Consider the following 23,933-nt stretch of genomic DNA (forward strand, 5'->3'; position numbering starts at 1 on the left):
ATAATGGAAAAGGATGGAGAAGACCCAATCGTCTTAACTCCGCCCTTCTGGAGGTTAGAATATGGTTTTTACTTGCTTGTGGATGTTTTTCTGTTTTTTCAGGATTTTACAGGTTCTATGGAGATTTCTCTTATTTTGGGCTCTGAATTCTATTATTAAACATTCTGTCCAGATTTTAATCGAAATGGGGGAGGTGATCTCACCCCATTAAGGAGAGTTTACCCCATTATCTGTTTCTGAAGTTCCGGGCCCAGCTCCTTTACGGTGTTAACCATTGCCTGCACGGTTGTCAGGGGGCCGCCTGGTGGGATTTCACAGCCAGAAGACATAACATACTTGGACTGCAAACCGTTCTCCTTCAGCACAGGGAGTGCGTTCTGGAGCAGGACCTTTGTGTCGTCCTTTACCTTCTGCACACCGGCTGCCGATCCGTCCATGAATTCAACAGGGTTAACTTCTCCCATCATACAGCAGGTGTCTCCATATTTGGGGATGAGGTCTGCATAGTTCTGGGATCCCTTTTCCCTGGATTTCTCATAGTAGGCATAGCTGTAGAGGGCGGTGCCGAATTTCTTTATCTGGGTCTCAAAGTGCACGGCGTCAGCACAGTTGTGGATAAGATACGGCTGGTTATACTGCTTAAAGAGCGGTATGTGCTGGTCGTAGACGAACTTTCCGTCGAATTTCCAGTAGTCCTGTTCACTCATAATCACATTGTTTGACCAGAGGTTGTCTATACAGAGGGCATCACAGGCTCCTTCACTGAAGAAGAGCTCGGAGAGCTGGCAGATGTAGTCGGTACACTTCTGGACAGCTTCAAGGACAACATCCGGCTGGGTCTTCATATCCATGAGCACGCGGTCTGCACCCATCAGCTGGGTAAGGGTAAGCAATGGGCCTTCGTGGAATCCGATGAAGGGGGTGTTGAGTTCCTTGTTGAGTTTTTCCTTTGCCATCTTTGAGGCCATGACCAGTTCGTAGCCGCGGGTTCCTTCCTTAAGTTCGGGGACCTCAATCTTCTCATAGTCTTTAATGTGCCCTTCGGAGGACGGGGTGTCGTCTTCGGGGTATTTGATCTTACATCCGAAGTCAGCGGATGTAGCTGAAAGGTCGGCAAGGCCCACGAACATGTCCATGTCCAGGTACTTTGAACCAAGGAAGGCGCTCTGGGTGAAAGCTTCTGCGTTTGTGGCATAGTCCCTGTAGTTGACTCCGGCAAACTTCCTGAGCACACCACAGGCAAGCGGGTAGACCGGCAGGCGGTCGACCTTCTTGTCGGACATGGCGGATACGGTCCTGTCGATGTGGGTCATTTCCTCCTTGTTCTTTACACCGATGCTTTCGAATTCTTCCTTGATCTTGTTAGCCGTCTCAAGCCCGATGTCGACCTTTTCGGAGACTACCTTCTTTGCGAGGATTTCCCTGTATTTGATCTTTCCAAGGTTGACCTTCACTTCGCTCCACCTTGCGTCTTTGGGCTCAAGTTCTTTTATGGCTTCGGATGCCCAGGCGCTTGCGTGCATTGCATCAGGGTGGGTTGAGTCAGCACCGATTCCTGTGGCATACTCTTCGGAAACAGGGGCACCTCCTACCATTACAACCATGGAGTCGCGTATGCCTTCTTCCTGGAGGATTTCAATGACCTTTTCCATATTGGTCATGGTTGTGGTCATCAGGGCACTCATTGAGATCAGGTCGACTTTGTTCTCTTTTGCGGTTTCGATAAACTTCTCGATCGGGACATCTGCTCCCAGGTCGATCATTTTGAAACCACCGGCACTGAGCATCGTCTTGACGAGGTTCTTTCCGATGTCGTGCACGTCTCCCTCAATGGTTCCAATAACACCCACTGCCTGTAGGCCTGATTCTGCTGCCTTCATGTAGGGGGTAAGGATGTCCATACCTGCATACATTGCGCCAGAGGCAAGGAGCAGGTTGGGTACGAAGGCTTCTCCCTTTTCGTACTGGTCGCTGACAATTGCCATTCCTCTTGCCAGCCCATTGACGATCGCGTTGTAGGGATCAACGCCGTCAGCCAGTGATTTCTGTGCAAGTTCTTCTGCAAGGTCGTCGTCTCCGTCGACGACAGCTTCCGCTAATTGGTTTAAGATATCTGCTGCCATAAAAAAACGTCCTCCATTTTTACAGTTATTCCCTGGTTAACAGTAAGTAGCTCAATTAAGGCTCATTGCTCAGTAAGCCTTTGTATGACTGTTAACTTCCAATAACACATTAGCTGCAAAACATATAACATAAGCGCAGAGATCTGGTTAACGCAGTTAACATCTCTCTTGATGCTTAATTCTGCTAATTCCCCTGATTTTATAAATTCCCCTTATCCAGTAATACTTCCTGATTTTGTTAACCTTCCTGATCTCGTTGTTTGACCCCATTTTACGGAGTTGCCTGATCTCGTGTTGTACTCTCATTTTATCAGGGGCTCTCATCTGATCAAAGCCTTTGATCACATAGGGGGTCTGATCAGCCGGGAAGGGTGATTTGATCAGTCGGGAAGGGGGATCTGATCGGTCAGGATATAATGGAAAAACAATGAACTCCCTCAAAATGCGAGTCTCCAAACTTATCAAAAATTATGATAAATTAAAAAAGTAATAATAAAGGAACTCCCTTTTATTATGAGTCAAATCCAGATCTTAAGGAGGAGCGTTTTTGAATAAATGCATGAAAGTGTCCTTATTTCTGATCTTCATGTGCTGGGTTTTAAGTGCTGTTAGCGGCTGTGTGGTTCCCGATGAAGGCGAACATTCCTCTGTATCTGTTGAAGATATTAAAGTGATTTCTTTATCTGAAGAGTATTCGACACCTGTCAGCGGAGAGACAGGAAATGTCCTGAATGTGACCGCCTACATTGTAAATGCAGACAAAGCGGATAGTTCGGCTCTTCTGATTCGGTTTAAGTTAGAGGAGACTGACTCCGATGAGCCATCCTCCTTCCGCGAGCTGGCAACAAAAAATGTAGAACTTGACTACATAAAAGGCAGGTCTATGCTTCAACAGTCAGTACAGATAGCTGTTCCTGGTCCGGGAACATATGATGTTGAAGTCTCCGTTTTCGAAGACGGAAAAGACCCTTCGACTGCTCTTGGTATGGTGTTTTTCGTCGGAGAAGAAGGGGAAGTTGGAACGTTCTGAACTGGAGTGAGTCAATGATTAAAAATCGGAAAACACTACTTCTTATCTCTGTTTTGCTGATCCCATTCTTATTGTTTAGTGGCTTTATTTTTATGCTAACCTATTACGACCAGGCTTTTTACTATTCAAATGGTGTTAATCTCGGCTCCCCCAAATATTATACTCATGCGGTTTCCAGTGCAAAGGGAGCCGGATACGATTACAGTGTGAATAACGGGCCCGGGGGAGTGAATCCCGGACTTATTGAAGGGCTTGATCCGAGGCTCGGTTCGGATTTTCGGGTAAACTCGATGGATCTTTACTATTCAAACTCTTCCTGGTTTTCAATATCTTTTTTGAATAATGGAGATTCAACCTTTTCCTTCTGGAATGAAGACCCCCTTGCAAAGTACAGACCGGAAGATCTCCCCAAGAGAGAATGGGTGGTCAATAAATTCAAAATCATATATGGTATGAATGAAAAGGAAATTGAAGCGTATCTCCCGGCAGAGAACTGGGGGGTAAATGACATCTTTTTCGAGCAGGTAACCATAACAAGACATCCTGATATCGCAGCAATCCGCAGACATCTCTTAGAGGGATCTACCAGTTCGACTTTTGATGCGGAAAATTCGGCAGGGGAAGGTGGAAGTACAGAAACATTCTACAATGGCAGCGAAAAAATAGGGTCTATAAGCTATTTTGTTCAGGCTGCAGAAATAAGTTTTAAGGAAGGCTCAAGCACTTACACGGTCCATATTGACAGGCTGGGGGGTGTGCGTCTCTATATCTCTCTCAGATCAGATAGTTCAGGAAATAAAATTCCTGAAAAAGAGTACAGAGCCGTATTTAAAAGGATCTTCATAGACCTGGGGCTCCCTCCTGAAAAAGTCGATGAGGTTGAGTTCGAGTATGGCGAAGGTTTCTGGTGACAGGTATCTACAGTTTCCTTATTTTTCCCTTTTTTAATGGACTGAACGGATTTGTTAGTGAGAGCTTATTGACTGGAATTTGCAGATGGTTAAGTGGATCGAAAAGAGGAGGCTGGAGATAATGGGTCTCGATCCACATACATCATATTCCGGAATGTTGTATTTCCTTATGGAGTGTTTTATCTCTTCATGTGCTGTAGAGTTTAATTTCCTGCTGAAGCTTTCAGGCTTTCTCAAATTCGATTTCTTTTATCTCCTTTGAATTTTTCATGTAATGCAAAAAGAGGGCTTCTCCCCATTTAAGGGCTGTTTTTTCCATACTCATCATTGCATGGTTGTGGTATATCCCGTTTCTATAGAAGAGGGAAAGAGCCAGAAAATGGTCTGTTACCACACTTGAGGCTACTTTTACAGGGCAGTCGCAGACGAAGATTTTTGCATTGTCTCTGTCCAGATATTCCCTGAGGGATGTGCTGTATTCCCTTCTCAGCCTTTCGAATACCGGCTTTGTGATTATCAGAGATACGTCAGTTCCTTTTTTCACCAGTTCAACATAGGTTGACTGGTAAGCAGGATTAAAATAAGAGGAAACTTCCATAACATGGGTTGACCTGGTTAGCTTTTCTTCGATTTTCTGGGGGATCTCATACATCCTGTCAAGGTCGGGTTCGATGAATTCGCAGTGCCCGAGGTCATCTATTCGGTCCAGAAGGGGGACAGGGATTGCGCTTATATTGTGGTTCTCCCAGTAATCCATATGCTCTGAAAACACGCCAAGGGTGTTCAGAAGAGGCCTCATTTTCTTAACTACCACCTTTCCGATATCAGAAAGTTTGTAAAGGTCGTCCTCATGAATGATAAGCCCCTGGCTGATGAGGATCTTGATCTGGGTCATGATCGCACTTGAAGTCACATTGAGTATGTTTTTTATATCTTCAATGTTTCGGGGTTCCTCCATCAGCAGCAAAAGAAGGTCTTTCCTTTTGTCCGAAAGGAAAAGAGTGCCCAATAGTTCCAGTTTCATCGTAAATCTCCAGCCACTTAATTTGAACATTTTTCAACTTCAACTATATTTAATTCACATTTCCGGTTTCAAAGTTCTTTTTCGGAAGCCTTACATGCATCGTGGTTCCCGAACCTTCCTCGCTTTCCACCCAGATTTCCCCTTCATGGGCATTGACAATGTTTTTACAGATATAGAACCCTGATTCAAGTCCCTGGTACCTGCGGGTCATGGAATCGTCAACCTGGTATATCCTGTGGAAAAGGTGGGGGATCAGCCTTTTATGGATGCCTGTTCCGCTGTCTTTTACGGTTATGTGGATACTATCTTCTTCCTCTACGGCTTTTACTTCCAGCGTCCCACCATGAGGTGTGAACTTGATGGCATTGCCCATGAGGGTGGTGAACAGGTCTGTCAGTTTCTGCTTATCGCCACGAATAGGTGGCAGGTATGGGGGAAGTTCCTTTTCGACCTTCAGTTCTTTTTCATCTATCAGGAGTACCAGGTTAAGGTAAACATCCGAGAGTATCTTCTTTATCTCTACTTCGGCAAAAGAGTACTCGATCTTTCCTGCCTGTTCAAGGCTCAGGTAGAGCAGGGAATCCACCATATGTTTCAAACGCTCCGAACTGTTGATTACGGCGTCTATAGCTTTCTGCTGCTGGTCTTCGATAGTCTCCATTGTCTCGAAATCCATAAGGTCGCTGTAATCTACCTTTATCTGGGGAAGGCTTTCAGCCATAAATTCCGCTTTTATTCTGTTAAGGGACCTGAGTTCATCATTGGCTTTTGACAGGTCTTCAGAATAGGATTTAAGGGCGTCCTCAAGCTGTTTTCTCTGGATAAGCTGCCACATGCCCTGCATGAGAAGGGTCAACTGGCGTAAGTCAGATTCATCATATGAATCATCCTTATTTCCAACTCCTGCAACTGCAACTATCCTGTCCCCGTCAAAAACCGGTACGTTCATATGACGGGTAAGGTGAACATGGTCTTTCGGATATCCCTTTTTCAGGGAACTCGGAGCTGTATAATCATTGGTTATAATGGGCTTGCGCTGCCGGATTGCCTCTCCCCAGAGCCCGGTTGTTTTTACCGGGTAGATAAAGCGCTTGTCTTCGATTGCACATTCTTCCATTGCGCTCTTTGACCAGGAATGCATGATCAGGGAGGTCTCATAGGCGTCCATAAAAGCGAGGTACCCGAGTTTGCTGCCTGTAAGCCTGACTGCCTCTTCGCGGGCAAAGTCTGTTATTTCTTTTAAGGAAGCTCCTGTCATCCGATTAAGTTTTACAAGGGCTTCAAGCCGGGATTCGTTAAGTTTCTGTGCAGCTTCGGCTTTTTTGCGCTCGGTAATGTCCCTGGCAACCGAGAGGATCGTTTTCTTTCCGTCGTAATCAATAATTCTGGCGCTGACTTCAAGAGGGACAACTGTGCCGTCCTTGCAGATAGCTCCCGAGTTATATACCCTGGACCCCTCGCTCCGGATCTTTTTTAGATTTTCACGGACCGAGTCCCAGTACTCGGCAGGAATGATTTCTTCGGCTTCCATTTTCAGGATCTCTTCCTTCTCGTATCCGAGCCGTTTTACCACTGCCTGGTTTACGTCCATGTAATTTTTTCCTTCGGGCTCGCGGATGTACAGCTGGTCATTGATGTTGTTGAAGACGGTCCTGAATTTGTGTTCGGATTCTTTCAGGGTTTCTTCTGCCAGCTTATGCTCAACTGCAATGGCTGCCAGCTGGGCGTTTGTTTTCATAAAGTCCAGGTCTTCTTTTTCTGGCCTGTGCACTTCACTGTAGTACATGGAAATAACACCAAGGACTTCTCCGGAGGATGAGACTAAAGGCTCTGACCAGCAGGCTTTCAATCCAGCCTCAACTGCCAGATCCCTGTATTTAGTCCAGTAGGGGTGTTCCATTACATTATCTACGGTTACCCTTTTTCTCAAGAAGGCTGCGGTTCCGAAGGAAGCCGCTCCAAAACCAATCTCTATTCCGTCAGTCCTCTGCCTGTAAAACTCAGGAAGTCCCGGAGCAACGCAGTAAAAGAGATGCTTTTTCTCCCGGTCAAGTAGCATTACCGAGCATATAGAGCCTGGTCTGATCTTTTCCATATTTTGAATAAGAAGGAGAAGCACTTCTTCGAGTGGAGCTCCTGAAGCCAGTTGCCCGAGCACCAGGTTCTGTCCTTTCACTATCTCTTCAGCAAGCTTGCGCTCGGTAATGTCCAGAACGATTCCCTGGTAATGGGTAATTTCTCCTTTTTCGTTCCTTTTGATGAGGGTCCTGTCATCTATGTATCGTACTTTTCCCGATTTTGTCAGGACCCGGTGCTCCTAGGTGCAGTCCTTATATCCTTCTCTGGAAAACTTTGCCACTTCGGCGCGGATTCTTTCACGGTCTTCAGGGTGTATCAGGTCTTCAAACTTTATTTTTCCAGAGGTGAAATCTTCAGTGGTGTATTCCAGCTTTGTGATATTTTCAGAGACAAATTCAACGGGCCAGCCCTCTTCTGGCTTACACAGAAATACAAACACGGGGCTGCTCTTGATGATGTTTTTTAATTCATTCTTCTTTTTCAGCGCCTTTTGCATCGACTCTTCGGCCTTTTTGCGCTGGGTAGCATCGCAGAGAGTGCCCTGGTAATGGCTAACTTTTCCGTCTTCGTCTCTCCGGATCAGGACCTTGACCTCAGCCCAGCGCGTTTCTCCCGAAGCTGTCACTATTCTGTATTCCTGTGTCAGCTCAGTGCATCCCTTTTCCGAGCATCCGGCAATCTCAGATTTTACCCTTTCAATATCCTCAGGATGGACAATGTCAAGATACCGGATATTTCCGGAGATGAAGTTTTCAACTGCGTAGCCGAACTGCCAGACGTTTTCCGTAATAAGTTCCACAGGCCAGTTCCCTGTTGATTTGCACAAAAAAATAACTATAGGGCTGCTATTTATAAGCGATTCCAGATTTATATCGAATTGTTTCATCAATCCAATTCCTTCATTTTAATTTTATGGATTACCCATTTCCATGAACTATAGACTTGAAATGTTGACCTGTTCAGGGTTAAGGGAACAAACTCTACGTAAACCACTGGTTTTGAGCTACTATAATGTTAAGGGTACGGGTATACCTGCAAAAGTGCTTTAAGGCGGGTTTCCACTTCCATGGCTGAGTGCCCTGAGAATTTTCTGTTTTGGGACTCAGGAGTTGCCTGTATTTAAAAAACTGAGTTCTTTTCAAATAAAATGGAAGTACTGGCTTATTTATCTTTTTATTCTTTTATTTTTTTTATTTTTCCTTTATTCTTATATTAGCTTAAATTTCATTTCTTTTTATTTTCGATTTTTTTTCTCTACTTCTCTTGTAATTCTCTTCAGTCTTTGATCAACCGGGATATTATTTTAAAACATCAACAATGTAAAGATGGACTGCCTGATTTTTCTTTACAATAACTCTATTTTCAGTAAGAATCTCTGAACAGCCCTTCTTTCTTGAGAAAAGACGTTTTCAGTTCCCGCAAAGGGAGTTTTATAAAAAGACGTATTTTTTTATAAACCCTGTTTTCTACACAAATTGTAGGTAATACCTTAAGCAATTCTATGTTTTTCTATGATTCATACTTAATCCTATATACTATACTTAGACGACAAAATCATGGTTTATTTCTTATTTTGAGCTTCGGTTTTCTGGATACATTTATATATCTCCCTTGTCTATATAGATTCTGTACGATTCATTAGTAACTCCTCAGGGGGCTTATTTATTACCAAGGATAAACGAAAAGTCCAGTTTACCGGAAATTCTACCTATATAGTGTCCCTTCCCATTAAATGGGTCCGAGATATAGGGATTGAGGCCGGAGACACACTTACTCTTACACCCATGCCTAACAAAACCCTGCTGGTTTCTTCCAGTGTGGTTTCAAAAGAACATTCTGCCCTTAAGGCAACTATAGATTACCTTCACTCCGATAGTGCGGAAAACAACCTGAGAATCCTTATTTCACATTATCTGGTAGGTTATGACGTAATCAGGTTGACCACTAAAAAGGGTTTCAGCGCCTATGACCGCAAGTTTATAAAGGACTCTGTGCGCCAGAAACTTATAGGTCTGGAACTTGTGGAAGAATCTAGAAATGAGCTTGTCTTCCAGTGCCTCCTGAACTACAACGACCTTCCTCTAAGCCGTGTAATCAAAAACATGTATGGGCTTGTTCTTTCCATGCTTGAGGACTCCATGACCGCCCTTCGGGACCATAATGTGGAGATCGCAGAGGACGTCATCCAAAGAGATGATGATGTGGACCGTTTCTACCTTCTCTCAGTCCGTCAGCTAAAGGCTTCAATTGAGGATATCGAACTTTCAGAAAAAATAGGAATCAGGCACCCGCGGGAATGTCTTGGGTACAGGCTTATTACCAAGAGCATAGAGCGTGTAGGAGATCATGCTGTCCGGATCGCCAGGAATGTACTTAAGATGGACTCCGGAATCAGTGCCGATGACCCTATTTTCAAGATGGCTGAACTCTCCCAGAAAGTTTTTGAGAGCTCAATATATTCAATGCAGGAAGAAGACCTCCAGGCTATAAACAAAATCGTTGTTGAAGCCAAAAAAGTTTCCCAGTTTGGAGTTTCTCTTGAAACCAAAGGTGAAGACGGCTCTGGCAATATCGAGCTCAGCATGGTCCTCGAGAGCCTGCGGAGGGTTTCGGAATACAGCGCCGATATCGCAGAAGTTGCCCTCAATATGAATATAAAGCAGGTCTAAACCCCGAATTGCCGCCTGAATTGCCGCCCGAATTGCGATTCGGGAGCCCGCAGTCCTTTTCGCTGCGCTCAAGAGGACTAATTATGGGTAAATAACTTTTTTTCCTTTTTCCTTTTTCCTTTTTCTCTTTTTTCATACAACTGCCTTCCGGAACTGATATGTCCCGAGGAGAACCATGATTCCGGCTCCTGCTGCGAGTCCAAGTATTCCGTATACGGGGATCGTTCCTTCAAACAGCATTCTTGTGCTGTCTATGGCATAGCTGACAGGGTTGAGCTTTGCCATTGTCCTCAGCCAGGCAGGCATGACTTCGTAGGGCATAAGTGCACTGCTTGTGAAAAAGAGCGGCATGCTGATCATGCTGTTTACGGCTGCATAGCTGTCATGGTCATTTAAGTATAGGCCTATCATAGTTGAGAGCGCAGAGAAAAATACCGAAAACAGAAACAGGGTCAGATATATCAGAACTATATTTATCGGGTTCAGTACCCTTACCCCAAGGAGCGTAGCCATCAGGAGGATCACAGTTGCCTGCAGCAGGCCCCTTACGCTGATAAATAGGATTTTTCCGTACAGCAGGCTTTCACGCGGGGAGGGCATGGCGAGGAACTTATTCAAAAAGCCCAGTATTTTATCAAAAATCATAAGTGATCCTCCCTGCAGGGAGGAAAAGAGAGTCGTCATGACAAGGATTCCGGGGGTGATAAACTCAAGGTAGTTATCAGTAAATTTTGTGGGCAGGGCAAGCCCGACAAATACCAGCCAGGCTGCAGGCATTATAAGTGAAGAAATAACGGTAATCCTTCCTCTGAGCCATTTTACGAGGTCCCTTTCAAAATAGTAGAACACTGCTCTCATTATCTCCGCCTCAGAAGGTTTCTAAACTGGGTTGAATTAAACCCTGCCTGGTCTTCAGGGGTTTTAACTTTCTCAAGAAAAACATCATTAAGGGAAGCATCTTCTCCTATGGAGTTTATCAGGTTTTCAGGAGAGCCAACAACTGCGATTCTGCCTTTGTCAATAATAGCAACCCTGTTGCAGTACTTTTCTGCCTCTTCAAGGTAATGAGTGGTCATGAATATGGTCATCCCTTCGGCTTTCAGCATCCTGATATGTTCCCAGATCTTCCTTCTACCGCTTATGTCCAGGCCAAGGGTGGGTTCGTCCAGGAAAAGGACTTCAGGCTCGTGCACAAGCGCCTGAGCAAGTTCCAGGCGCCTTCTCATTCCTCCCGAGTATGTTTTTACAAGGTCGCCGGCGCGGTCCGAAAGGGCCATCATTTCAAGCACTTCATCAACTTTTGAGTTTCGGTTCGGAATCCCATAGAGCTTTGCAAAAAGCATCACGTTTTCTCTACCTGTGAGCTTTCTGTCCACTGCCATGTCCTGGGGGACATAGCTTATCTTTGACCTTACTTTTTTTGAGTCCCTTACAACATCATACCCGCAGACTTTTGCAGTGCCGCTGCTTGGTTTTATCAGGGTTGTAAGCATCATGACTGTCGTACTTTTGCCTGCTCCGTTGGGGCCCAGGAGGCCAAAGATCTCGTTTCCCACATCGAGGTCGATATTATCGACAGCAAGCAGGTTTCCGAAGGATCTTGATAATTTTTTTATTTCTATCACAGGTATCCCCTTGCAATCGCATAAACAGGCCTTAAACCTGAGGTATAATAAATTCCACTTGTGTACATATTGTAAAGAAGCTTTATGGTCACAATACTTATGGCAGCAAAAATACAGACCGTGACCATTGCCTTATCAAGTTCCGAAAACTTCAGTTTTTTGAGGTATGTCCTGTCCGGATTTGCCCGGAAAGCCCGGCTCTGGATTGAAACTGCAAGGGTGCCAGTCCTCCTTACACAGTTTGAGAGGGTCGGAGTCAGTATATTAAGGGACGTTTTTACGATCCCTGACCCGAACCTTTTCGGATTAAAACCCCTGAGTCTCTGGACTGTTACTACAGTAACCACTTCAGTGATTATTATTGGCAGGAACCGGACTGCTGTTACCACCATAAAGGCCACGCTGTAAGGGACCCTGAGCCCCACAAGTCCATTTAGCATATCCCTCGAGTCCGTGGTCCAGCACATCAACAGTCCAAGAGACAGGATTGAAGCCGACCTTAAACCCTGAATTGCGCCGTGCCGGAGCCCTTCCTCATATACGAAAAGCCCTCCGTTTGTCAGCCAGCCCAGAACCGGAAAATCAGGGTCGAGTATGGTAAAAATCACGGTTCTTGGAAGCTGGGAATAAAAAAGAGCCTGAGAGTAGATAGTCCCCCAGATCAAAAGCACGAGTAGTAGAGTCAGGGTTTTGAGCTTTATTGCTGGCATCCTTGCAAGCGCAAATCCCGAAAGTACGATCAGAAACAACAAAAACATGGTTTTGGGATTGTCCAGGGTTACTGCGACAAAAGCAGTGGAGATCAGAACCAGTATCTTTGCCCTTGGGTCCATCCTGTGAATGATTGTGTCTTTAATCGTTGGTTCTGCAATTGATCTGGCACCTATCATATTATCACTTCAGTGTTTCTAAAGGTCAGCATTTTATCACTTCAACATTTTATCACTTCAGAATTTATTACTTCAACATTTTATCACTTCAGAATTTATCACTTCAACATTTTATCACTTCAACATTTTATCACTTCAACATTTTATCACTTCAACATTTTATCACTTCAACATTTTATCACTTCAGAATTTATCACTTCAGAATTTATCACTTCAGAATTTATCACTTCAGAATTTATCACTTCAGAATTTATCACTTCAGAATTTATCACTTCAGAATTTATCACTTCAGAATTTATCACTTCAGAATTTATCACTTCAACATTTATCACTTCAGAACTTCCAGGGGTCAGAATTTCCACAAGTTCCGTGACCGAAAAGGCGTCCACTCCCAGATAGTTCGCAATCTCAACAACCGGGGGCTGGGTAAGGGAGGCTTTCCTGAGGATCTCGATGTTCTTTATGACCTCTCTTCCCTTTCCATCTGCTATAATCCGGCCCTCATTCATCACAAGGATTCTTGTAGCATAGAGCATTGCAATTTCTATATCATGGGTACAGAAAACCAGGGTGGAATGGTTATTTTTGAAATAATCCATCATCTGTTCTATATTTACTCTGTCCTGCCCTGTTGTAGGTTCATCAAGGAGAATGATTTCCGGATTTATGGAAAGTACCGAGGCAACGGCTGTCCTGAGCCTCTGCCCCCGGCTCAGGGACTGGGGGAGGTCCTGCTTGAGGTTTAGAATTGACATGGCTTCAAGCGAGGTCCTTGCCCTTTCCTCGATATTCTTATACTTTAACTGAACAGGTCCGAATCTCGCTTCTTCCTCAGCTGAATCACAGAAGAGCATAAGGTCAGGGTTCTGGAATACGAACCCGACTCTACCTGCAAAGGAATATGGATTTCTGGACTTCGTGTCCTCCCCAAAGACCTTTACACTTCCTTTGTATGGCTTAAGCATGGCTGCAAGGTTCAAAAGCAGGGTTGATTTGCCTGAGCCATTTGTACCCATGACTGCAACTCTTTCGCCTCTACGGATTTCCAGGTTTATGCCTTTAAGTACCATCCTGTTTTTTTCATATCCGGACCACATATCCCGGATATCTATTATAGAGTCATTCTTTCCTATAGGACCATTATTTTCTATAGAATCATTATTTTCTGGAGAGCCAGCTCGTGCTTCTGATTGCGCTTCTGATTGTGCTTCAGTATCTTCTCCCGGGTCCGGAAAGAGCTGAGGAGTTTTCATATTTTCTTTAAAGTTTTTCCTGTTCAGCACGGCAAGAGCTTCCCTGACACTGAGGGGACTTGCCCTTATTCCCAGTCTGTGGCAGAATTCAACGGGCTCAGGAACCCGAAGTCCCAGCCTGTGAAAGACCTCCAGATTATCAAAAGCTTTTGAAGCGGGCTGGTCAAAGATTATTTTTCCGCCATCCATTATGACAATCCTATCTGCAAAGGATGCAAGCTCGTGCAGCCTGTGCTCAACCAGCAGAATGGTTATCTTCAGTTTCCTGTTAAGTTCCCTCACAGTATTCAGGACCTCCTGGGTGCCCATCGGGTCCATCTGGCTTACAGGCTCATCCATGGCAAGGATTTCAGGCATCATCGCAAGCATGCTTGCAATGCAGACCCGCTGTTTCTGTCCCCCGGAAAGCGAATTCGTGGATTCCGGTCTGTGTCCGGACATCCCGACCATCTGAAGGGCTTCTTCTACCTTCTTATCAATCTCTTCCCTTTCCATGCAGAGGTTTTCGGGCCCAAAAGCTACCTCGTCCTCAACGGTCGTAGAAAAGATCTGGTCATCGGGGTTCTGGAAAACAAGGCCTAAACCTCTTGAAAGCTCCATCTGGTTTGAATCTCTGGTTTCTATCCCGTTAATCCGGATGCTGCCTGAAAATATTCCTCCGGATTCATGGGGAATTATGCCATTAAGGGTTTTTAGTAAAGTGCTCTTCCCGCAGCCGGTAGGTCCAGTCAGGAGGACGAATTCCCCCTCCTCTATTTTCAGGTTGACCCCTTTTAATGTCGGTTCCGTTCTTCCGGGATAGGTGTACCACAGGTCTTTTATCTCTATCATTGTACCACCTTATTCTGCCTCATTGTACCACTTATTCCTCCTCACTGTTCCGCCTTATTTTGCCCCACTGTACCACTTTATTCCTCCTCATTGTGCCACCTTTATTCTGCCACCTTTATTCTGCCACCTTTTTCAGCCTGTTTCCGAGGCTTATTCCAAACCAGGCTCCTATGAAAGTGTAGAGGAAGCCATCGATCAGGATATTTGCCATAATATACCAGTCGCTGTAGAACAGCCTGTAGAGCACCATCCAGACACTGAAGGACGCATACCCGCTGGCCATATCGGCAATTCCGCAGATAACCCCCATCCTGAACCTGTTTTCCGGGGCCGGGTTTTTACCGGTAATCCCTGCAGCATACATCAGAACCTCCAGAACTACCGCGCTCAGGGACAATGTTATGAAAGTAATCGGGGTGAAACTCCCGGTTATAAAGCCTCCAAGCAGGAACCTGACCATCATAAAAAGGCTTACAACTCCGGGTTTTGGAATAAGGACAACTAGAGAGGCAATTAGCATGTAAAGGAGAATCTCGTGGAAGAGACCTGTAAAAAGGAAACTGAAAGGCCCGAATACTGCATGGGACAGCTCCCAAAGAATTGTCATAGGCAGGTTTATGGCTGCAAAAGAAACGGTTCCAAAAAGGGCAATCAGCACAAGGTTACGGGTCTTAAACCTGTCCATTATCTCCTTTGATCTTGAAAAGAAGAGGCTTACTGCAGTCAGTCCAAGTAAAGAGGAGACAAGAGTAATTATTATGGGTCCCCATTTCCTCGAGATTGCAGTTATCTTTTGATCTTTTGTTACCGCAACCCAGTCGCTGCCTGTTAGCTTTACCTTTACTCTTAGCAGGTACTCTCCTCCCATCGCGCCCTCAGATATATAGAGGGGGAGGCTTACCAGCGAACTTGAACCCGGAGAAAGTGTTACAGTGGCATAGCACAGGGTATCTGCGTTCATTCCCATAATGGCGGGCTTAAAAGCTTTTACCGGTTCTTCGGTTTTTATGTCAAGGACATCATAGGTGATTATTACAGGGACCGTACTGTCTCCTTTATTGGTAAGCTCCACTCCTATGTAGGTAGAAGTGAGTTCCTCCCTATCGAGCTGGAGGTCTGTTACCTTAAGCAGTTTTTTGAGAGCAGGTGAGGTTTCCCGGATGACCAGGGTGCTGGCAGGATGACTGTGGTCTCCATATCCGTCCTCATCCGATGGTACTGTAAGTCCGGATACTGCGATTTCCCCTGCGATTTCCTCTCTCGAAGCGACCTTTAGTCGGGTCCCGCGCACAATGGTATGCTTATTTCCTTCAACCTCAACAACTGCAGTTGCAGTTATGTTATAGGTCCCGGGGGAAATGTCAGCAGGTACATAAAAATCAACGAGCCTGTACCAGTCCTCGTACTCTGTCTGAAGCGAAAAGGAATGGACAGGAGTATCCCGGAGCACAAAGCCCTCAGGAAAATCAAGCTCCATTGTCACATTCATATTCCCTTCATAATAACTCTCGAAAAATAAGTATGCTGAGAGGTTGCTGCCTCCGACTGCAAGGCCGTTTCCCTCCACTCCATGTGGGACCTGAAGCATAAATGTGGTCATATCTTCAGGTTTGAATTCCTCGGCTGCTGCAGGTTGTATTGCCAGCATCAGTACAAGGAAGAAAAAAACTATGTTTTTCATTCCGCAACCCTTTTCACTTGAGGATTTTTCGGATTTCCTGCATCTTCTTATCCCAGTCAGGGACATCTTCAAAGCTCATGATGTCCACAGCTCCTCCCTGAAACTCTCCTTCTCCTGCCAGCTCTTCCATCCAGCTTTCGATCTCAAGGTAAGAGTTTTTCAGGTCTTCAAACACCTGCGGATCAGGGTTCCAGAGTCCTCTTGACTGCGCTTCAAGGAGCCTGCGGGACATTTCCTCAAGAGCGTAGGGATTGTTCTTTTCAAAGAACCTGCGCATTTCTTCATCAAGCACAAAAGCCTTTGTGATATCATCAAAGATCCAGTCATCCACTTCCTGAGTAGAAGCTTCCCAGCCGTAGACTCTTCCGACTCTCTTCGAAATATCCTGTGCGCCCTTGTACCCGTGCTGTCTCATGCCTTCGATCCATTTCGGGTTTAAAAGCCTGGTTCTTACGACCCTTCGCAGTTCATCGGCCATGTCCCGGACTTCGACATGCTGCGGTTCTCTTGTATCTCCAAAATATACCTTCACGTCCCTGCCCGAAGCCTGTTTGGCGGCAGCTGTGAGCCCCCCGTGGACTCCAAAGTAACAGCAGCAGCCAAGGAGGTCGTACTCATCACTGACTACTTTGTTAAAGGTAGCGTCAACCGTCTTGAGGCTTGAAGCAAGCTGAGTGTGGGCTTCCTGGCCCTTTACGTCTTTTCCATATGCATATCCGTTCCAGTAAAGGAAGATGTCTGCCAGGTCCTTTTCGTCCTTCCAGGCACTCGCATAGACTGCAAGCTGCACCCCTGCGGAATAGGTCCCGGGTTTGCTTGAAAATATTCTTAAAGTAGCCTCTCTGGAATCCGCTCCTTCCTCAATCATCCTGTGGCTGTGTTTTCGTGGGTAGTTCATGTCCTCAGGTTCATCAAGCGAAGCCACAGCCTGGATTGCCTCATCTATAACCTCCAGGCAGTTCGGGAAATTATCCCTGAGGATTCCGGAGATCCTGATAGTAACATCAATCCTGGGCCTTCCCAGCTCTTCAAGGGGAATAACAGAGAACCCCTTAAGGCGCCCATTGCCAAGCAAGAGCGGTTCAACTCCCAGCAGGCTCATAATCTGGGCCATGCCCTCTCCATCAGCCCACATGATGTCGTTTGCCATCCAGTAAAATGCTACGTTTTCAGGATAACGGCCCTCCTCTCTGAGGTGTTTATCAATCAAAACCCCGGAGAGCTGCTGTCCCACTCTCCAGGCAGCTTTTGTCGGGACCCGTTTTGGGTCAAGAGAATAAAAATTCCTGCCGGTTGGCAGCACGTCATCTCTTCCGCGCATGATAAGACCTGAAGGTCCGGCCGGGATGTATCCTCCTTCAAAACCATGCAGAAGAGCTTCAATTTCCAGAGATGCATCTATTCTGGATTCAAGGTCAAGAATCCTTTCACAGATTGCAGCAGCGATCCGGGAGGAGGTCGGGTTTGTGCTCTGAACCTCAAAACTCTGCCCTGCAAAATTCTGCCCTGAAAGAACCTCTTTGATTATCCGGTCCGGCTCTTTTTCCGGGTTACTTATGAATGTCCTGATGAAATCTTTTGAAAGGGAATCAATCTCCTCAAGCCTCTGGCCATTTGACTTCCCATTTGCTGAAATCAGGCTCTGGTCAGAGATCAGTTCGTCAAGGTCAAGCCCCAGAAGCCCTGCAATCATCCTTCTAATCGAAACTCTGTTTCCCACACTTTCCTGGTCATCGTACCTTAAAATCGAGTTTATGAACTCAACTTTCTTCTCGCCCTCGGGGAGCTGCCCGAAGATGTGCATCCCGTTATGTATCTGGCTGTTCCTTATCTTTCCGAGAGCTTCATGTGCTTTTCTTATTATTTCCTCAAAAGGAGTCTGGTGGTCGGCTTTTATTTCGGAGTCCAGGTTCGATTTTTTAATCTCATCAAGGATCAGGTGCTTCAGGGCATGTGCCCGTCCTTTGTCATATTTTACCTGTTCGTATTCCCCGAGCAGCCTGTCAAGTTCTTCAAGGCTTCCATAAAGCCCTCCCGAGGTCATGACCGTCTGCATATGGTCAATAAGGCAGGCAAGGCTCCGACGTTTGGCAATGGTGCCCTCCGGGGGATTGTCAGAATTGTAGATGTAAAGATGGGGAATAGTCCCGATTCCGATATCAGGATAACAGTCTCCTGAAAGCCCCACCCCTTTTCCGGGCAGGAACTCCAGGGTGCCGTGGGTCCCTACATGTACGAGCACATCAGCTCCAAAGGTGTTTTCAAGGTACCTGTAGGTCGCAAGGTACTGATGGGTTGGCGGAACGTCAGGGTCGTGCAGGATCTTGCAGACTTTTCCATCACATCTGGCACCTGCACATCCTCGCTTTGGCTGCACACAGACAACAGCATTTCCATACTGTACCCCGGTCACAACGATTTTGTTTTCATAGACCATTGCAGCAGGAATGCCGTTGACTTCTTCCCCGGGCGGGTTTCCCCATCCCTCGATCATCCTCTGCCTTACATTCGGGCTCAGGGTATTGAAAAATTGTTCATATTCTCCTTTTTCCACAAAAGCCAGAACCCCTCCGTTCTTTACAATTTCATTTATGGGAGTCCATCTGAACTCGGAAATTGCTTTTCTGTTGAGGATAGTTTCAATAAGTTCCCTGCCGTCCAGGGGAGAGTTAACAGCATAGCCTGCTTCCTGCATCCGGTTTAATATCCTTGCCACGCTTTCAAGGGAATCAAGGTTTGCAGCATCCCCAACCGAGCCTTCAACCCCTGTGCAGGGCCTGTTGTGCAGGATAAAAGCAATCTTTCTCCGGTTAACCGGTTTTTTTCGAAGGTTTATCCATTTAAGGACCCTGGCTGCAAGTTTTGAGCAGCGCTCCTGGATAGGGGCACGCCCTATGTAATTTCCTTCCTTTTTGCCTGCCCCTATTATGATAGGCTCAATTACGCCTTCAAACTCGGGAAGAGCTACACCCCATCCGATCTCAGTGCTTAAACCCTTAGACTCCTGCCACTGTTCCAATGTAACGTAGTGGGAAATCACAGGCTGGAAAACAGGGACGTCAAGGTCCTGTAAAAGTTCGACTCCCCGCTCTGCACATGAGCTTTCATCTTCTTTGTTTTTGTTGCTCATTATAAAAAATGGGGAGAGTTTTACAAGACTATCTATGACAGGCTTGCCGTTTTCCATAAAGTAATCTTCAATGACCTCATTCATGCCCCTGCTTCCAAGTTCTTTATCTTTTAATGAATAAGCAAAAACGGGGATAACAGAAAGTCCCAGGGTTTCGAAATCTCTTATGAGGGTCTTTTCAATCTCAAGGTCATTGTTTACCCAGGAAGTCCTGGAAATGAGCAACCCCACGGTTTTGTCCTTCCTGGGCCCATACCAGTTCAGGTACTCCCGGAGGCTTGAGAACATTTCCCTGGCATCCGGGTGATAGAGCCCGTCCCATGGAATCTTTTCCGGGGGTTTTACTTCAATCTCAGCTCCACAAACCTCTTTTGAGATGTAGCACAGCATATTTCCAAAGTTTTCTTTTCCCCCGTATATTATGTAAGAAAAACATGTAGCTGCGATCTCAAGTTTCACGGAAGAAAGGGTGAAACTGGAGGGGTCGCTCCCCACACAGATTACGGGTATCCTTGTTTTTAAGGGTTCGAGCCTTTCATAGAATTCTTCCCAGAACGGATTGGCTATATGGTAAATAAATATAGCATCAGCCTGCTCACATGCAGAAAGCACCTTCTCAGCTTCTTCTGGGTTTTCTTCCAGGATTTTTGAGTAGTAGGCCTCAAGCTCTATTCCAAGTTCATCTGCTGCTTCAAGAAGAGTAGGAATATATGAATTCCAGGTTACTGAAACAATTTTCATTTTTTCCTCCTCATGTCAGGATATGCACTCTATATTCTCCGAGCACTGTACCGTCATCAAGCCTTGCAGGGGCTTCTAAGGCTGCGATATACCTTCCATCAGAAGAGATGTCAGCAGATACCGTAATTCCTTCGGTTCCGTAACTCTGGCTGAGCCTGGAACTTGCACCTCCGCTTTTTGAGACGTCAAAGACATAGACCCCGTGAACGCTTCTGTCCTCGGTTACCAGGTTCTGGGCAAGGGGGATCACAAGATAGCGGTCATTCCGTGCACATTCCCCTGCATAGCCGTCAAGTCTCCATTTCCACAGCAGATTGCCGTCATAATCATAGGCAAAGAGGCTGTTTCCGCTGGGGTGTTCAAAAGGAGCATCCTTATTTTTATCTTTGGAGAAAGTGCTCCCGATTGAAAAGATCAGGGTGTCGTTGACGATGTAAGCATAATTCGCACTGCCGTAGATAGGGACTCCACTTACTACTATCGGGGTTGAAATGTTCTGCTGCCACGTAATCTCAGGAACCCCTGTCTTAATGATCCGGGAATTATTGAATAAAAAGGCCCGTCCATCACTTGTCATTGTTATTATCTGTTCTCCGTCAGGAGTGATCTGTGTGCTGTACCAGATTGCAGAATAGTCAAAGAACGGTTCAATTGGGGGGATTTTGTAGCTCCAGCGCTCTTTTCCCGTTTTTCCGTTCAGGACATGCACGGTTCCATCTTTCCAGTTATCAGCCTTTGTAAAACAGGTGGTGCCAAACGCTGCGTAGTCTCCGTCAGGCGTGGTATCAATCCATGTAACTCCCGAGTCCATGAGTGCTGATTCGGGGAATTTCCAGCGCATGTTGCCTTCGGGGTCAAAGGAATAAACCCTTCCAAGGTACTTGTATTTATCACCTATATAGCCGCAGGCCCTGCTGGCAGCGACATAAATATTCCCGTTCGAATCAAGTTTTATCTTTTTCATGGCAGGCATGTACTTTAGGTCTGAACCCAGATCCTCACTTGCCCCAAATTTCCATATTTCGGTGCCGTTGAGGTCAAAACAATAGATTAAAGCATCCGGACTCTCTTCTCCTACAATAAGGCGCTTGCCGTCCCCTGAAAACTCTATGTCCGCGATTCTCGCATCCGATATCCCTTTAACAAGCTGCTTTTCCCAGACCTTTTCCCCGGTTGCAAGCTCTATAAGTTTCAGAGAACCTCCATGAGTTCCAATAGCAAGATAACTATTGTCCGGAGAGAATTTTGTCACACCTTTTACATTCGTTGAGGTTTTTTCGATGGGTCCCGGAGTTACATCCTCAAGCTCTATGGTGTACTCCTCTTTCAAAGCCGGTTTTTCAGGAGCATATACCTCCAGAGCACCGGATGTCCCCAAACCCGTTATCACCTCAAACCTGTACCGGGTTTCAGGGTTCCAGTTAAAAGCTGCAAAGGCCTGGTCTCCGGTTTTTTCAATCTCCAGAGAAACCACCGGGTTGTTGTCCGAAGAAATCCTTATCTCTGAGATATCCACCTCATTTTTCAGGGTTAGCAGGGCTCCGGTCCTTGAGAAAACTACCGAGTCTATGGGTATTCCGGATTCGGAATTACTTATTTCCTGCGTATCCTGTATCCCTGATCCAGAAGCCTGTGCCGCTCCGCTGCTGCCGGGCTCCTGGTTTTTTTCAGCACATCCTGCAGTCATTAAAGCCAGTATAAGCAGGGCTATCAAAAGTTTCCATTTCATTTTCTCACCTGACAATTATTAACCTGTGTTTTCCGGTTACATCCCCATTTTCGAGCTGTAGAGGGACTTCAACTACGGCTACGGTGCAGTCCGAAGAAATTGCAGCATCCGCAACAACCCCTTCGGTGTTGAAGATCCAGAGCAGCTTTGAATTCCCATTCCCGGATTTCCGGTTCCCAAAGGCATGGACCCCATGGACCTGAGTATTGCCTGAGGACGTATCTTTTCCGACTGGCAGGACAAAGAACCTCATATCCGGAGAGAAGAAGATCCCTGCACAGCGCCCTCTCAGGCTATAAGTCCAGGAAACTTCTCCTGTTTCTGCATCGCATGATATGAGGGAATTTTCAAGGGGGTGTGCCATGGGGATTTTATCGGGGTAGTAGGCAGGAAGTGTGGCTCCTGTAAGGTAGAGTACCTCATTTTCGGCAGCAATTTTTGCATTTTCGCCATAAGTATAGATGATACTTCTTTCAAGCTCCTCCGGAGTTGTTACATTGGACTGCCATTCATCGGAGTACCACTCTGATTCGCCGTCTCCTGGCCTTTTCATCTCAGAGTCATAAAATAGGTATTTTCTTCCGTCCCCTGTATAGGCCGTTACCATGGACCCATCATCCGAAACATCAAGTCCGTGCCAGATGGCTGTAGATACAAAATAAGGCATGAAAGGTGGTATTTCGTATTTCCAGCGGAGATTTCCGCTTTCATCCACAGAGTAGACGACTGCATCCGTTTCAAGGGAATTTGTCCAGTCCCCTGTTGAATATACCACATTTTTTCCATCCAGGCTTGAATCAATCCAGTTAACACTCCTGGCGTAATTTTCCGCCGCCGGGAGTTTCCAGGCAAGAGTACCTTCGGGGCTGAACCTGTATATCCTTGAAGCAAGTCCGTATCGGGAATCTTTCCAGTATCTGCCTGCCGCAATGTACACAGCATCCTCGGCAGCCGTTATCCTGTATATGCAGGGCTGGTATTTCGGATCGGGGTTGGTCCCCAGATCGTCTGCAGTCCTGTATTTATGGATCTCATCTCCTGTGCCGGTATCCAGGGAATATATGTAGCCCTCAGCACTCCTCTCCCCCGCGAGCAGGTACTTTCCGTCTTTTGAGAATGCGAGATCTGAAATGTTTCCCTTGAAGGCTTTTTTCCAGAGCACATTTTTTTCCGGCACGTCAATAACTGTAAGGTTAGAGCCTGTCCCTACAGCCACATATTTCCCATCCGGGGCATACCTTACGCAGTCCTGGACACCTGACTTTCCTTCCCGAATATTCTCAGGGGTCACATCTCCAAGCTCATACTCCCAGTAAATATAGGGTGAAGCTTTTTCATGAGGCGTTATATTTGCCTGATTCGGCTCGCTGCCTGCACTCTCCCCCACGTTTTCGTCAGCTTCATCTGAAGATATGTTCCCGGAAGACATTACATCGGAAGATATGCATCCTGAACAGACTATAAAAATAAGTGTAAATATGAGCATCAATACAACAGTATTTTTTTTCATTTTCAGGCCCCTCTTTTTTTCAAGCTCCTTTGATTAATTTCATGATTGGCCGTAAATCTTCAGTTCTGATATTTTCAAAACGTTCCTGTGCCGGGTACTGTTGTCTCCGAGACCTGCACTTACGCTCATAACCTTAATATTCTCAGCAGGGCCGCAGTACCTGGTATAATCCTCAAAGAGATCTCTTTCAACCAGATTCAGAGGAATCCCTGCGATTACAACAGAAGGATAAAAACGCCGCCTGTTTTCCTTGTCACGGTAATAATCCCCTTCCGATTGTGGATTCATGCTACCCGCAGCAACATAGTAAATTGACTTATGGTCGCTGAATGTGATCTTTAACCAAAGGCTAAAGTTGTCCAGATCTTCGCCATTCCAGTTCCAGGACATTTTTCCCGGAGACAGGCTTACATCTTTATTCCACACACCTTCCCCGGTCATGGAAGGGTTTTGAGTATCAAGATAAAGTTCGTTGCTTTTGCAGCTGAGAAAGTCTCCTTCAAGGGTGCAGTCACCTTCGAAATTTCCCTCGTATACTATCTTTTCAGCAGAAGTTGTTTGAAAATACAATATTGCCAGAACTGCAAGAAACAGGAACACGAATCCCAGTATTATTTTTCTTCCTGGCTGCATGAAGTTTAATCATTGCCTGAGGGTTAATAAACATTTCGAAATAAATTTATATTTTACAAATATAGTTATACTTT

The 23,933-nt window shown here is 45.8% G+C and carries 18 protein-coding genes; 4 read left to right on the forward strand and 14 right to left on the reverse strand.

Annotation, left to right across the window (positions count from 1 at the left end):
• Positions 1 to 3: 3 nt before the first annotated feature.
• Positions 4 to 159 (forward strand): hypothetical protein, encoded by a 156-nt coding sequence (locus tag EO98_RS18110; RefSeq protein ID WP_156160978.1) that lies wholly within the window; start codon positions 4 to 6, stop codon positions 157 to 159.
• A gap of 59 nt (positions 160 to 218) precedes the next feature.
• Here EO98_RS18110 and EO98_RS01440 read toward each other — a convergent pair whose 3' ends face one another.
• Entirely contained in the window at positions 219 to 2,123 is a 1,905-nt protein-coding gene (locus EO98_RS01440) for a uroporphyrinogen decarboxylase family protein (protein WP_048142961.1), read from the reverse strand.
• Positions 2,124 to 2,279: 156 nt separating this feature from the next.
• Positions 2,280 to 2,564: a hypothetical protein gene (locus tag EO98_RS01445; RefSeq protein ID WP_048142958.1), complete on the reverse strand. Its 285-nt coding sequence runs from the start codon at positions 2,562 to 2,564 to the stop codon at positions 2,280 to 2,282.
• A 106-nt stretch (positions 2,565 to 2,670) separates the two neighbouring features.
• Here EO98_RS01445 and EO98_RS01450 point away from each other — a divergent pair, with 106 nt between their 5' ends.
• Positions 2,671 to 3,153 (forward strand): hypothetical protein, encoded by a 483-nt coding sequence (locus tag EO98_RS01450; RefSeq protein WP_156160979.1) that lies wholly within the window; start codon positions 2,671 to 2,673, stop codon positions 3,151 to 3,153.
• 92 nt (positions 3,154 to 3,245) lie between these two features.
• Positions 3,246 to 4,064, forward strand: coding sequence for a hypothetical protein (locus tag EO98_RS01455; RefSeq protein ID WP_048142955.1), 819 nt, complete (start codon positions 3,246 to 3,248; stop codon positions 4,062 to 4,064).
• A gap of 223 nt (positions 4,065 to 4,287) precedes the next feature.
• Here the strand turns inward: EO98_RS01455 and EO98_RS01460 are convergent, their stop codons facing one another.
• The 3 genes from EO98_RS01460 to EO98_RS19000 form a co-directional block, all read right to left on the reverse strand.
• Positions 4,288 to 5,088, reverse strand: coding sequence for a winged helix-turn-helix domain-containing protein (locus EO98_RS01460; protein WP_048142953.1), 801 nt, complete (start codon positions 5,086 to 5,088; stop codon positions 4,288 to 4,290).
• 49 nt (positions 5,089 to 5,137) lie between these two features.
• Positions 5,138 to 7,264 (reverse strand): GAF domain-containing protein, encoded by a 2,127-nt coding sequence (locus EO98_RS01465; protein WP_235283890.1) that lies wholly within the window; start codon positions 7,262 to 7,264, stop codon positions 5,138 to 5,140.
• Positions 7,265 to 7,405: 141 nt separating this feature from the next.
• Complete coding sequence (locus tag EO98_RS19000) at positions 7,406 to 8,053, reverse strand: PAS domain-containing protein (RefSeq protein WP_082098678.1); 648 nt, start codon at positions 8,051 to 8,053, stop codon at positions 7,406 to 7,408.
• A 778-nt stretch (positions 8,054 to 8,831) separates the two neighbouring features.
• Here EO98_RS19000 and EO98_RS01470 point away from each other — a divergent pair.
• Positions 8,832 to 9,836 carry a phosphate uptake regulator PhoU gene (locus EO98_RS01470; RefSeq protein WP_082098425.1) on the forward strand — a complete coding sequence of 335 codons (1,005 nt, stop codon included), beginning with the start codon at positions 8,832 to 8,834 and terminating at the stop codon, positions 9,834 to 9,836.
• A gap of 132 nt (positions 9,837 to 9,968) precedes the next feature.
• Here the strand turns inward: EO98_RS01470 and EO98_RS01475 are convergent, their stop codons facing one another.
• The 9 genes from EO98_RS01475 to EO98_RS01515 all read right to left on the reverse strand — a co-directional run bounded on the left by EO98_RS01475 (position 9,969) and on the right by EO98_RS01515 (position 23,859).
• The gene (locus tag EO98_RS01475; protein ID WP_048142949.1) at positions 9,969 to 10,694 is read right to left on the reverse strand and encodes an ABC transporter permease; all 726 of its coding nucleotides are present in this window, start codon (positions 10,692 to 10,694) and stop codon (positions 9,969 to 9,971) included.
• Entirely contained in the window at positions 10,694 to 11,461 is a 768-nt protein-coding gene (locus EO98_RS01480) for an ABC transporter ATP-binding protein (RefSeq protein WP_048142947.1), read from the reverse strand. The genes EO98_RS01475 and EO98_RS01480 overlap by 1 nt, the downstream gene beginning before the upstream one ends.
• Complete coding sequence (locus tag EO98_RS01485; protein ID WP_048142944.1) at positions 11,458 to 12,351, reverse strand: energy-coupling factor transporter transmembrane protein EcfT; 894 nt, start codon at positions 12,349 to 12,351, stop codon at positions 11,458 to 11,460. Before EO98_RS01485 ends, EO98_RS01480 begins: the two co-directional genes overlap by 4 nt.
• Before the next feature lie 167 nt (positions 12,352 to 12,518).
• Positions 12,519 to 14,435, reverse strand: a complete 1,917-nt coding sequence (locus EO98_RS01490; RefSeq protein WP_048160023.1) for an ABC transporter ATP-binding protein — start codon at positions 14,433 to 14,435, stop codon at positions 12,519 to 12,521.
• A gap of 115 nt (positions 14,436 to 14,550) precedes the next feature.
• Positions 14,551 to 16,116 (reverse strand): hypothetical protein, encoded by a 1,566-nt coding sequence (locus tag EO98_RS01495; RefSeq protein ID WP_048142986.1) that lies wholly within the window; start codon positions 16,114 to 16,116, stop codon positions 14,551 to 14,553.
• 13 nt (positions 16,117 to 16,129) lie between these two features.
• The gene (gene cobN, locus EO98_RS01500) at positions 16,130 to 19,987 is read right to left on the reverse strand and encodes a cobaltochelatase subunit CobN (protein WP_048142940.1); all 3,858 of its coding nucleotides are present in this window, start codon (positions 19,985 to 19,987) and stop codon (positions 16,130 to 16,132) included.
• 10 nt (positions 19,988 to 19,997) lie between these two features.
• Positions 19,998 to 21,716, reverse strand: coding sequence for a WD40 repeat domain-containing protein (locus EO98_RS01505; RefSeq protein ID WP_048142938.1), 1,719 nt, complete (start codon positions 21,714 to 21,716; stop codon positions 19,998 to 20,000).
• Between the two features lie 4 nt (positions 21,717 to 21,720).
• Complete coding sequence (locus tag EO98_RS01510; RefSeq protein WP_048142936.1) at positions 21,721 to 23,226, reverse strand: PQQ enzyme repeat domain protein; 1,506 nt, start codon at positions 23,224 to 23,226, stop codon at positions 21,721 to 21,723.
• 39 nt (positions 23,227 to 23,265) lie between these two features.
• Positions 23,266 to 23,859, reverse strand: coding sequence for a hypothetical protein (locus EO98_RS01515; protein WP_048142934.1), 594 nt, complete (start codon positions 23,857 to 23,859; stop codon positions 23,266 to 23,268).
• Positions 23,860 to 23,933 lie beyond the last annotated feature (74 nt).

It is taken from the genome of Methanosarcina sp. 2.H.T.1A.6, assembly GCF_000979455.1.
In the GTDB taxonomy this organism is placed as follows: Archaea; Halobacteriota; Methanosarcinia; order Methanosarcinales; family Methanosarcinaceae; genus Methanosarcina.

Excerpts from the sequence above, each read along its gene's own strand:
- EO98_RS01495 (WP_048142986.1), bottom strand. The coding sequence starts at position 16,116 with ATGAAAAACATAGTTTTTTTCTTCCTTGTACTGATGCTGGCAATACAA.
- EO98_RS01460 (WP_048142953.1), bottom strand. The coding sequence starts at position 5,088 with ATGAAACTGGAACTATTGGGCACTCTTTTCCTTTCGGACAAAAGGAAA.
- EO98_RS01510 (WP_048142936.1), bottom strand. The coding sequence starts at position 23,226 with ATGAAAAAAAATACTGTTGTATTGATGCTCATATTTACACTTATTTTT.
- EO98_RS01515 (WP_048142934.1), bottom strand. The coding sequence starts at position 23,859 with ATGCAGCCAGGAAGAAAAATAATACTGGGATTCGTGTTCCTGTTTCTT.
- cobN (WP_048142940.1), bottom strand. The coding sequence starts at position 19,987 with ATGAAAATTGTTTCAGTAACCTGGAATTCATATATTCCTACTCTTCTT.
- EO98_RS01455 (WP_048142955.1), top strand. The coding sequence starts at position 3,246 with ATGCTAACCTATTACGACCAGGCTTTTTACTATTCAAATGGTGTTAAT.
- EO98_RS01490 (WP_048160023.1), bottom strand. The coding sequence starts at position 14,435 with ATGATAGAGATAAAAGACCTGTGGTACACCTATCCCGGAAGAACGGAA.
- EO98_RS01485 (WP_048142944.1), bottom strand. The coding sequence starts at position 12,351 with ATGATAGGTGCCAGATCAATTGCAGAACCAACGATTAAAGACACAATC.
- EO98_RS01440 (WP_048142961.1), bottom strand. The coding sequence starts at position 2,123 with ATGGCAGCAGATATCTTAAACCAATTAGCGGAAGCTGTCGTCGACGGA.
- EO98_RS19000 (WP_082098678.1), bottom strand. The coding sequence starts at position 8,053 with ATGAAACAATTCGATATAAATCTGGAATCGCTTATAAATAGCAGCCCT.
- EO98_RS01475 (WP_048142949.1), bottom strand. The coding sequence starts at position 10,694 with ATGAGAGCAGTGTTCTACTATTTTGAAAGGGACCTCGTAAAATGGCTC.
- EO98_RS01505 (WP_048142938.1), bottom strand. The coding sequence starts at position 21,716 with ATGAAATGGAAACTTTTGATAGCCCTGCTTATACTGGCTTTAATGACT.
- EO98_RS18110 (WP_156160978.1), top strand. The coding sequence starts at position 4 with ATGGAAAAGGATGGAGAAGACCCAATCGTCTTAACTCCGCCCTTCTGG.